The sequence below is a fragment of the Streptomyces sp. Alt3 genome (assembly GCF_030719215.1).
Classification (GTDB): Bacteria; Actinomycetota; Actinomycetes; order Streptomycetales; family Streptomycetaceae; genus Streptomyces; species Streptomyces glycanivorans.
On record NZ_CP120983.1, the window covers coordinates 8,127,546 to 8,139,032 of the forward strand.

General features: G+C 68.7%; 4 protein-coding genes. 1 reads left to right on the top strand and 3 read right to left on the bottom strand.

What is annotated here, in order from left to right:
• Window positions 1-129: 129 nt before the first annotated feature.
• Window positions 130-3,558: a HelD family protein gene (locus tag P8A20_RS36070; protein ID WP_306105014.1), complete on the top strand. Its 3,429-nt coding sequence runs from the start codon at window positions 130-132 to the stop codon at window positions 3,556-3,558.
• 237 nt (window positions 3,559-3,795) lie between these two features.
• On the opposite strand, the gene P8A20_RS36075 is transcribed toward P8A20_RS36070, so the two are convergent.
• From P8A20_RS36075 to P8A20_RS36085, 3 genes are all read right to left on the bottom strand, one after another.
• Entirely contained in the window at window positions 3,796-5,784 is a 1,989-nt protein-coding gene (locus P8A20_RS36075) for an ABC transporter ATP-binding protein (protein ID WP_147961476.1), read from the bottom strand.
• 1,421 nt (window positions 5,785-7,205) lie between these two features.
• Window positions 7,206-10,619: a GDSL-type esterase/lipase family protein gene (locus P8A20_RS36080; protein ID WP_306105015.1), complete on the bottom strand. Its 3,414-nt coding sequence runs from the start codon at window positions 10,617-10,619 to the stop codon at window positions 7,206-7,208.
• Between the two features lie 442 nt (window positions 10,620-11,061).
• Entirely contained in the window at window positions 11,062-11,277 is a 216-nt protein-coding gene (locus P8A20_RS36085; RefSeq protein WP_187282054.1) for a hypothetical protein, read from the bottom strand.
• Window positions 11,278-11,487 lie beyond the last annotated feature (210 nt).

Here is an 11,487-nt window from a genome sequence, read left to right on the forward strand (position 1 = left end):
GGCCGGCGTGCTGGTCCGAGAACCTCCCCTCTGACTGGTTGTCACCGCTCGACTTCTGATAGTTGTTTCAGCGGGGTACGGGCGCAGGCCCGTAGCGGCGCCCGCGGGCGCCCGCAGGGGAGGATGTACATGGGCACCACCACCACGCATGACGAGGTCATCACCACCGAGCAGACGGCGGTGGACCACGCGTACGACTGTTACACCACGAATCTGGCCGAGATGATCGGGACATCGGCTGCCACGGCTTCGGCGAGCGGGAAGGACGGCATCGCCAACCGGAAGCACACGGAAGCGAAGGCAGCGGCTTACGGCGGCCTCGGCGACGAGGCCCTGGTCTTCTCCCGCGTGGACGCGCCGGACGACCCGGGCGGCAAGCCGCGTCCGTGGTACATCGGCCGGCGGCTGGTGCACGACTCCGACAAGGAGATCGTCGTCCTGCCGTGGACCAGTCCACTCGCGAAGACATGGGCCGACGCCATGCCGGAGGCGCCCGGGGAGGTGGTGTTGCGCCGACAGTTGCGTTGCGTGCAGCAGGTCGTCCAGGACTACTTCGACGAGATCGCCGCACCGGTCATGCCCCCTCTCGAGGCCATTCCACCGCCGCGTCCGGCCGCGGACGACGTAGCCGAGGCCGAGTCTCGGACTGGGGCCGAGGCACCCGTCCAGGCGTCTCCGGAACCGGGTGAGGAACAGCTCGAGAGACGTCCACCGTCCCGCACGCCCGGCGACCTCGTCGGCCGGCAACGACGTAAGCCGGTTCAGCCGGACGACTTCCTGCTGCGTGAGCTGCGGCGCTCGCGTGGCGGCCGGATGCGGGACATCGTCGAGACCATCCGCCGTGACCAGATGGACCTGGTGACCGGCTCACCGTCCGACATCCTCGTCGTACAGGGCGGCCCCGGAACCGGCAAGTCGGCCGTCGGCCTGCACCGCGTGACCTGGCTCGTGAACAACGAGCACTTCAAGGCCCAGGACATCCTCGTCATCGGCCCCCACCAGAGGTTCCTCGACTACGTCGGCCAGGTGCTGCCCACCCTCGGCACACGGGACGTCAACGCCGTCCAGCTGGACCGGCTGTGGGAGGGCGAGATCCACGGCACCGACACCCCGCAGGCCCGGCTGGTGAAGTCCGGCGAGCGGATGGCGGCCGTGCTGCGGCGCCGTGTCGAGAGCGACTGCCGCCCGGAGGCACTCGACGACCTCACCACCGCGCCCTCCTACGAGGGCGACGAACCGGCCGTCGTCGTCACCGCCGGCAGCACGACGCTGCGCGTGCCGAAGTCCGAAGTCCTCTCACTCCTCGACGACGTACGTGCTGCCGACGGCCCCTACCGACAGCGTCGCGAACGTTTCCGCAGCCTGTTCGTCGACCGGCTCCTCCAGGAGCTGGCCACCGTTGCTCCGCGCCGCGGCCAGGGTGGCACGATCCGCCGCGACCTGGAACGCAACCGTCGCGTCGAGCGACTCGTCGAACGCATCTGGCCCGCGCCGGGTGCCAGGGAGGCCCTGCGCAGCCTCTACGACTCGCCCGACCTGCTGGGCGCCTGTGCGGACGGCATCCTCGACGCCGACGAGCAGGCGGCCCTGCACCGCCCGCGGGCCGACACCGCCGACGCCGAGCCCTGGACCCTCGACGACCACGTCTGCCTCGAAGAACTCCGGTTCCTCATCGACGGGGAGACGCCCCGCCGCTACGGGCACATCGTCGCCGACGAGGCCCAGGACCTCACCCCGCTGCAGGCCCGCGCACTGCGCCGCCGCTGCGCCGTCGGCGGCTCCATGACGATCCTCGGCGACCTCGCCCAGGCCACCGGCCCTCACACCCATCTCAGCTGGGACCCGCTCGGCACTCTTCTGTCGGACCACGGGGACTGGCGCGTCGCCGAGCTGAACACCAGCTACCGCGTACCGGCAGAGATCATGGACTTCGTGGCACCCCTCGCACGCGCGGTCGCCCCCGGGCTGTCGTACCCGCGGGCGGTACGAAAGGCGGGCGAGGACGCCGTACGTACGGTGGCGACCGAACCGTGGAGACTGCTCGACGACACCGTCGCCCAGATGAACCGCCTGGTGGGCACCAGCGACGGGAGCACGCCGCGCTGGATCGCCGTCATCGTCCCCGACGACTCGTCCTGGCTCGACGAGATCAGCCGCCGCCTCGACGAGGACCCCGGTCTCCCGGCCAGGGGGCGCGAGACCGTGTCCGTCCTGGCCGCCGCACAAGCCAAGGGCATGGAGTACGACCACGTCCTGGTCGTCGAGCCCGCCACCATCGCCGACCGCGGCCCGGCCGGCCTCCGGCAGCTGTACATCGCGCTGACCCGCAGCACGCAGAGCTTGACGGTGCTGCACACCTCACCGCTTCCCGAGGTCCTCACGAACAGGGAGAACGCCCCCCAGGAGCCGTCCGCCGGGACAGGCTCCGGCACGGATCCGGGCGACGTTCCCGAGATCGGGGCCGACATCCGCGTCCGAGTCATCGGCCCCGGCCCGGGCGGCCGCTACAAGGTCAAGGCGATCAGCCCGCGGACGGACCGCCCCCTGGTCCTGACGGTTCGGCACGGCACCACTCCTCCCCGCCCCGGCGAGGAACTGGACTGCTGGGTCTTCGCGAACGAGAGCGGCCAGAGCGTGCTCACCGCTGACGAGCGGGGACGCATGCCCGTCTCACCGAAGATGGCCCAGCGCTACACAGCGGCACTCGGCGTGCTCGACGATCTGGTCGCGGGCGACGACGACGTCCTGGGCGACGCCCGCGCCCGGCTCTCCGACCTGCAGAGCATGGCCAACCGTATTCTCCGCCGCGACCAGGCTGACTGGGTGGATGTGTACCGCGTCCTCAACTCCCCTGACCGGCAGCGCCTGGGCATCCTGCGGGACCTCGCGACACGCACCAACCGCGCGCTGAAGGACGGCACCCTGGACAGTGGCCGGCTGCGGACCGAACTCGCCGACTCCGACTGGGCCGTGGCGCTCGCCGACGCGCAGCAGACGCTTCGTGCCCGCCTGACCGGTGCCACAACCCCCGACCACAGCAGCGAGCCTGACGCCCACCAGCCCGACCCCTCCGAGCAGAAGGAAGCCGAACCCGTGACCACCGTCGAAGAAGCACCAGCCGTCCCGGCCGTGACCACGAAGGACGACTTCCTTGCCGCCTTGGAAACCCTGGCAGCCTCGGACCGCACCTGCAAGAAGCACGAGGCGGTGCGCCACGCCCTGAAGTCGGAGTTGCTGTGGGCGGACCTCCAGCCGACCGACTCCGAGACCGTCGACGTCCTCTGCACCGTGGGCGACGGCCTGTTCGTCTACGAGGTCCTGGGAGCCGGCCGCTCCGCGTACGCGGAACTCCGCTCGGGGGCGACCCGGCTTCTCGAGGTCAACCACACCCTGAGCACACCGGCAGACCGCCTTCACATGGTCCTGTGCGAGCCGCCTGCCGAGGCCTGGGCGGCCGAGACGGTACGTGAGGCCTTCGGGATCCACGTCCTGTGGCGCACTCGTGACGGCTGGGGCGGCGACGACCCCTACACCGCTCTGGGCAGCCACCAGGCGTGAAACCGCGGCCTGTGGTGTCCCGCGGCCTTCGACATGATCGGCGACGGTGAGGCCCGGGTCACGGTGGCGGAGCAGGTGCGGCGCGGGACGAGCAGCCTCCGACCCGCACACCCGGGCCTGGCCGAGGCGGAGATGCCTCCGGGTATCCCGGTGCGCTGCCGACAGGACGGACTGCGAGGCAACTCGTGCCGGCGGGGGAGCGAGGACGACATGGGGCCGCCTTCCGGCGGGGCGGGGTCACGCCTTGTCCACGACGCCGGGCGAAGCAGGCCTCGGGACGTGCGGAGCCGGGGCGTACTGGGCGGCCTGGGTCTCGAACATGGCGGCATATCGGCCACATGCGGCGATGAGGTCGTCATGGGTGCCGTGCTCGGTGAGGCGTCCTTGGTCGAGGACGTAGATGTGGTCGGCGTGGCGGACGCCGGACATGCGGTGGGTGACCAGGACGACGGCCCGGTGCGGAGCAGCGAGGCGGCGGATGCGGTCGAAGGCGGCGATCTCGGCCTCGGGGTCCAGGGCGGAGGTGGGTTCGTCGACGATGAGGACACTGTCTTCCTGCGACGTCGAGCTGCGCCAATGGGTGCGGGCCAGGCCCACTTTCTGCCATTCGCCCCCGGAGAGTTCGATCGCTCCGCGGAACATGCGGCCGAGCATGCTGTCCAGGCCGTTGGGGAGCTTGGCGGTGACGGATCCGGCTCCGGCGTAGTCGACGGACTTCTGCAGGTCGCGGGTCGATGCGTCGCGGCCGGGGCGGCCGATACGGATGTTCATCGCTGCGGTCACGGGCCACCGCTGGAAGTCCTGGGTGAGAAGGGAGACGCGGTCGAAGACCTGGGAGCGCTCCAGTTCGGAGACGTCGAAATCGCCCCACCTCACCGATCCGGCGTGAGGGAGGAGCAGGCCGGAAAGGATCTTCATCAAGGTGCTTTTGCCGGAGCCGTTCTCGCCCACCACGGCGATGACCGACCCCATGGGGAAGGCGAGCGTCACGTCGTCCAGGGCCGGTGCGTCGCGGTCGGGATACCGGTAGGTGACGTGCTCCAGAGAGACCTGTCGCACCTGCGCAGGGACGGGAGCGCCGGTCTTCGGGATGGCGCGTCGAGCGGCCTCGACCAGGAACTGTCCGTGGTCCCGGACGTAGAGGGACTCTTCGTGCAGCTGGTTGATGTTCATCACCAGGGCGCCCAGGCTCGCCGACCCTGTACGCACCGCGATCACGGCGGTGCCGGCGACTGCGAGACTCATGTGCCCGGCCATGATCAGCCAGATCATGCTGCCGTAGGTGGCGGCCATCGCGAGCCCGGACAGCGCGGAGGCGACCCATTCGGTGACGGCCTTGCTGGAGGCCAGACGCTCCTGTTCCGATTCCGCGCTCGCGGCCATGCGCCGGTACCGGTCGAGGAGGAAGGGACCGACGGCGTGGATGCGTACTTCCTGGGCAGCCGTGCGTTCGGTGAGAAGGTTGCCGATGAGACGGCTGGCCCGCAGGTGCTCGATCCAGCTCATCATCGACACGTAGCGCTCCTGTGCGACCCGCATGGCTCCCCAGCCGCGGGGAGCCGCGATGACCAGCAGCATGGGCAGCAGGGCCGGGTGCAAGGCGGTGAGGACACCGGCCGTGGCGATCAGTGAAATGGTGCTGTTCAGCGCGGAGACACAGGCGCCGATCATCCGGCGCGCGGAGGCGGGACCGTACTGGGCGATGTCGATCAGGCGGCGGAAGTCCGGGTCGTCGATGGCTTCGAGTTCGACCGAGGTCGCCGCGGCCAGGTACCGCGTCGTGGCGATCCGCTCGACCTTCGGCTCCAGGCGGCCGGCCCGAGATGTCGACCAGCCGGCCAGGGCCGAGTTCACGACGGCGACGCCTGCGGCGGCGAGCAGCCCCGGCAGGAGGGCGTGCAGCCTCTCAGCGGCATCCCCTGCGCCGAGAAGCGCGTGCATGACCGAGTTGATGGCGAGCAGGCCGACCGCGGCGGCGATGCCCTGGCCGAGTTCGCTGATCGCCACGGCCACGAGTGCGCGGCGGTCCGCACTCCATGCCATCCGCAGGGTGGCACTGACGAGTCCGGGCATCTGACGCAGCGCGGAGCGCATGGTCAGGTCCAGACCGGCATGTTCGTGCTGGGACCAGCCCATGTCGTAGCGCAGGGGCCCACCGAAGAGTTCTCGCTCCGCATCGGAGACCTGAGGTTCCGCCATGCGGACCTTGCCGAAGAATCGCTTCACTCGCTGACTCCCTGCGTCGGCCGGTTCGGAGCCCGGAACGACGGGCCGTGGGTGAGTATGTGGAGGATGGCGGCGGTGCAAAGGTGGCAGCCCGCCGGGGGCCTCTCCATCGGCACCTGGAACGGACCTTCGTTCCTGCCCTGCTCGGCTTCGGCGGCTTGCGTTCCCAGGACCGGACCACGAACACGGCCGTGATCCGGTCCAGGCCGTCACCAGGTCCGCGGTGGTGGACGAGCCCGCAGTACTTCTGCCGGCCGACGCCGACGTGGACCCCCGCTCTCTTCATCCGCTTCGCGCCGTGCGACGCGACCGAGCGGTTCGTCGGCTTCCGGAGGGCCACCGCGACGTCTTGTCGTCGTGGTGCGAGGGCCGTGCCCGGCTCGCGGCGTACGCACAGGGCGGCGCCGTTCGCACGGAGCAGGGCCTGGGCCACGTCAGCGATCAGCCGGTGAGCAGCGTCGTTCAGGGACAGCCGACCCGCCTTGAGTGATGGAGATCACTTGGGGCAGGTTAGTCGGGCCGGTGTGATCGTGAGCCTGACTGGCTGATGTTGGCGCTGAGTTGACCAGGTTTGCTCGGCTGTTGCGCGTACCTGTCGACAGCGTCGGCTGTGGCATCGCAGGATTTCCTTGCTGAGGCAGAGTGCAGCGTCGGTCGACATGGCTCGCTGTGCCCGGACACCGCAGTAGCTGCCTGGGCGCGGCGGTCTCCGCAACTCCGAACGGGGTGCCGTCCCCGGTTTTCTGTTACAAGCGTTCAGCGAGCCGCGCGGATGCCGGTGCTGAGGGTGGCAGTTCGTGACGCCGGGATTTTCATGGAGTCATCCACGCGCGCGCCCAGTTGATACGACCGGTTCGCTCAACGGGGCGCCGGCCGCATGGCCGATGAGATCAAGTGCGAGTGCAAGGCTGTGCAGGCCGTTCGGGGCATCGGCGGTTCGGTGATCTCGAGGATGCGAAAGGATGGCTGGAGGCTCGCGGAATCAGCACGTGTGGTCGATGCGAGTGGCGCGCGTCGAATGGCGTGCTGTCACACCCGACGTGCTCTCTTCACCGCGGATTCCGGCGCCGTGCACGGGCCGCACCAGCTGTGATCCGGAGCGCTGAGCCCTGCCCGTCAGGACTGGTTGGCATGCGCTCGTCCTTCTGTGGGACGGAGCCCCTCGGCCCGGCCTTCGGTGAGGATGCTCGGCCCCGTCGCGAGGAGACCTGACCTGTCGCACTGGAGGTTGAGTGATTGCTTCTGACAGAGCCGAGCACCGACATTGGCCACAACCCATTAACACCCCCGGCCAGGCCGTTCTCATCCACCGACCGAGAACGGCCAGACCGTAATGAAACAGCCCGCTGGAACGGGGCTGCCCGGGCGTCCCGGCGTGGTGTGCGCAGGGACGCCCGGGCGGGGGTGACTGTCTGTCGGCGTCAGATGCGGACGCGGTCGCTGGGGGCTCCGGTACCCGTGGCGATGATTCCCTGGTCGGTCAGCTTGATGGTGCCGGTGGTGGCGTCGGTGGTGGTCAGCCAGGCATGGATGCTGCCGTCGGTGTCGAGGACGAGGTAGTCGGCGTGGGCGTCGCCGTCGGTGTTGGCGAAGCGGACCTGGCTGCCGGTCCAGTTGGGGGAGCCGGTGGCGATGTAACCCTTGTCCAGCCATCCGCCCCGGCCGTTCCCGCCCTGGTTGATGAAGGCGCGAGTGGCGCCGTTGGGCTCGACCACGAGGTAGTCCGCCCTGGCATCGCCGCCGACGTCGGCGAACCTCGCCTGATCGCTGGTCCAAGCAGCTGAGCCGCTGGCGATGATCCCCTGGTCGGTCAGCTTGATGGTGCCGGTGGTGGCGTCGGTGGTGGTCAGCCAGGCGCGGGTGGCGCCGTGGGCATCGACTACCAGGTAGTCGGCGTGAGCGTCGCCGGCGACGTCGGCGAAGCGCACTTGATCGCCGGTCCAGTTGGGGGATCCGGTGGCGATGTAACCCTTGTCCAGCCATCCGCCCCGGCCGTCTCCGCCCTGGTTGATGAAGGCGCGGGTGGCGCCGTTGGGCTCGACCACGAGATAGTCGGCCCTCGCATCGCCGCCGACGTCGGCGAAGCGAACCTGGTTGTCGGTCCAAGTGCCCGAGCCGGTGGCGATGACACCCTGGTCGCTCCACTTGCCCGGGCCGGTGTTGAGCCACGCGCGGGTGGCGCCGTTGTCGTCGACGACCAGGTAGTCGGCCAGACCGTCCCCGTTGATGTCGACGTTGTAGTCGCCGACGTTCGCTGCCCGCTTGGGCGGGGCGGGCTTGACTTCGACGGTCTCCTTGATCCAGCCGTTGCGGGCGAGGGTCGCGATGCCGTCCTGGAAGGCGTCGGCCATCTTCACGTAGCCGGCGTTGTTGGGGTGGAGGTTGTCGTTGAGGTCAGCGGTGGTGAGAGCGCCCATGCTGACCTGCGTGATCCGGAATCCTTTGGAAGTACGGGCCGCGATGACGTCGGGTATCGCCTTGTTGTAGGCGTTGACGCGGGCCTGCACTGCTGGGTCGGTGGCGGGAACCAGGGAAGCCACCACGATCGCGGTGTCGGGTGAGGCCGCGTTGATCTGGTCGAGGAGGACACCGAGGCGCTGGGGTGCGGTGCTCACCTGGTAATTGCGGTTCATGTCGTTGGTGCCGATGTGCAGCGTGATGACGTTGGGTTTCGCCTCGGCCAGCCAGGTCTCGATATTTGCCTGGAGCTGGTCGATACGCCAGCCGGAGTGGCCTTCATGGCGAGTGCCGTCGGCATCGGTCTGCGAGCCGACGAACTTCACGGTGTCAGCGGCCCCGGCCAGCCGGTTCGCCAGCCCGGGACGGTAGCCGGTGCGGGTGTCGCTGCCCACACCCAGGGTGATCGAGTCGCCCAGCGGCATCACACTGAGGCGGGGAACTGGCGTGGTGTGCTCGGAGGACGGCAGGTTCATCCTCCCCTGGGAAGGGGGCGGCAGCTCTGTGGGATCGGCGAGGTCATTGGTCACGGGGACCAGCGTGAATCTCTGGTCGATTTCGTTGATGTTGCACGGCGCCGGGAGCGCGGTTGAGGCTGTCTCGGCTTGAGCAATATCGGTTTCGAGATGCAGGCAGACACCTTGCTGGATCTGGATCTGCACCTCGTCGCCGCCCACGCTGACGATCTGCATTCCTGTTGCAGCCGATATCCCGAAGTTCTGTAGGGGGGAGGCGAGGTTCTGGAAGTACCATCCGCCGTCGGTGGCCTGCTGTACCGCCCAGTCGGCTTCCCGGTCGCCCGGAATCTCGCCGGTGAGCTTTCCGAGCCGGGAGTCGTAGCCGAGTGCGGTGCCGTTGGCAGCTACCAGTTCCGTGTGTTCATGCACCTCAGGGGTGGGTGCGGGGGCGGGGGTGGGTGCCTGCCCCTGGAAGTTCAGATCTCTCCGAGCCGTGGTATTGGGAAAATCGACCGCTGTGAGCGATGAATCTCCCAGGTAGTTGAGAGCGTCGTCGATTCCGACGAAGGTGATCGCCTTGAAGCAGATGGTCTGCACACCTGTAGGGCATGTGAAGCCCGCGCCGGCACTTGCCGAAACGATGCCCATGGCAAACGCATTGGGCTCAGTTCCTGTGTCGTCCCGCCCCGTGGACAGGATGACGGGGCCACCGCTGTCGCCCCGCCGCCCGGCGACTGGGCTGCTGTCCTTGCTGGTCACCCTCTTTTTCGCGTCCCAGCCCCACCGGTAGTGATGCATCACCTCCTTGCCGTTGCCGTCCGGCCCCTTTGCGAAATAGTCCTCGCTCCGGTCAGTGATCTGGATATTGCAGATCATCCCTGAGCGGGAACCGTCGTTGCAGATCCAGTTGCCCTTCTGGGGCAGCATCGCACCATTGACCCAGGTCTTCTTCTGCCCACTGCTCCCTGCGTCGGCAGCGGACCCGGTCCAGATCCGAGGCTCGAACTGGGTTCCGTTCCACGGCTGCAGGGCTGCTACGTCGACGACCGGCCCCTCAACCTTCGGCGAAACCCGGGTACCGAAAGGCTGCGGCGCCCGCCCCCCGGTCGAGTCCACGACGTATCTCTCGATGCCCGAACCGGGGCTGAAGCAGTGGTCGGCCGTCAGCATCACCTCCCGACCCTGGTACTTGGCCGCGAACGCCGTGCTGCAGACCGGGGAGATCATCTGCGCACCCCCCGCAGTGGGATCGGTGTTCCGCGAAGGATCGGCCAGACTGGTCTGAACCTCCCCGCCAGGGGTGACCTTCACCGGTACGCCTACAGACGCCACGGCCTGCCGCAGCCGCGCCGCCTCGGCTTCGCCGCCCACTACTGACGCCTGCAGCCCGCTTCCGTCCTGCGGTCGTATCACCTTCGCGAGCTGCACATCCGCCGACTGCGCCCGCTGCGCCACCCGCGCCGATGCCGCAGACAAAACCTTCACCGAGTACTTGGCCGACCTGACCACGACCGGCGTGGCGCTGCGCGCGATGGCAGCTTGGGCGGCCGGTGTCAACGCACCGTGCCAGTACACGATGACGCGCTTGTCCTCGGGCGCGGCGATCACCCCGGCGAATGCACTGCCCTCGCTCTGGCCTGCCGAGTGCTCCAGCGCGCCGGCCGTCTCGTTCATCTTTCCCTGAACGCGTCGCAGCTGGTCCCAGGAAGCGAAGGCGGCAGGAACGCCCGGTGTTTCCGCCACGGGGGAGGAGCCGGGGGAAATCGGACCCGCCACCTGTGCGTTGACCAGATCCCGCGCGAGTGCCGGGGCCACGGTGGCTCCGTGTGCCGACTCCTGCGCCAGCTTCTGGCCGGGCTTCGGCTGGGAGCCGACGGAGGTGGGGGCCGGTGCGGCCAGGGCCGCTACAGCAGCCGTCACACCGGCGATGCTCCCCAACACCCGCCGCCGAGTCTGCCAGGATGATCTTCGTTCAGTTGTGTTGCGCAACATGTTTTCCCTAGATGAGTGAGGGCCGACTGAACTGGCCCCCGACAGTGCGAAGGCAAGCCTCCCCAAGCAGCGTGCACGCCCCCGCTGACGTTCTGATGATGTTTCGCTGACGCGCTCGGCTCGGCGCACCAAGCGTTCGGTATGGCCCCGCTACCTGCCCGTCCCGCGCCTGTTGGACGGACCCCGGACGGGACGCGGAGTGGGAGCGGTGGAATCCCCCGGGTAGTACCAGCCCGCGAAGCTGCGGTTGCCCTGTTCCACCGGAACCCGCGTACAGGCGGTACGTCCTCGAACCGGACAGTCCTGACTGGCCTGTGTCATCGAACTTTGAGCGATTGCCACCGAAGTTCGAGTGGTCGGGGGCCGAGCGTCAGGAGCGACAGTTTTCGATTGAGCGGTGCAGCCTCGGGTCGCTGTTGTACCGGCGGGCGCTGGGCGAGGCCGTCGCCACGGCGCCGGCGGTACGCGACGGCGCGCCGTCGACCAGTCCGCTGTCCTCCCAAATGGTGTCCGGATCGGCCAGAACCGCCTCGGCTGCCGTGAACACCTCGGCCTCGGAGTACGCAGCCAGCCAGCGCAGGAACACCCGCTTCTCCGGCAGGAAGCACGAAGTCTGCCGCCCTCCACTGACACCGCTCGGAAGCCGGAGCCGAGTCGGCCCCCGACCACTCAAACTTCGGCGGCAATCGCTCAAAGTTCGGTGACACAGGACAAGACCGTTGCGGACGTGAGCGTGACGTGTCGCCTCACCCGCTTGGCCAATGAGCGCAATTCGTACGCCGAACGTACGTGTATT

What these genes read in the sequence shown, in the direction of transcription:
- P8A20_RS36070 (WP_306105014.1), top strand. Translation starts at nt 130, where the DNA reads ATGGGCACCACCACCACGCATGACGAGGTCATCACCACCGAGCAGACG.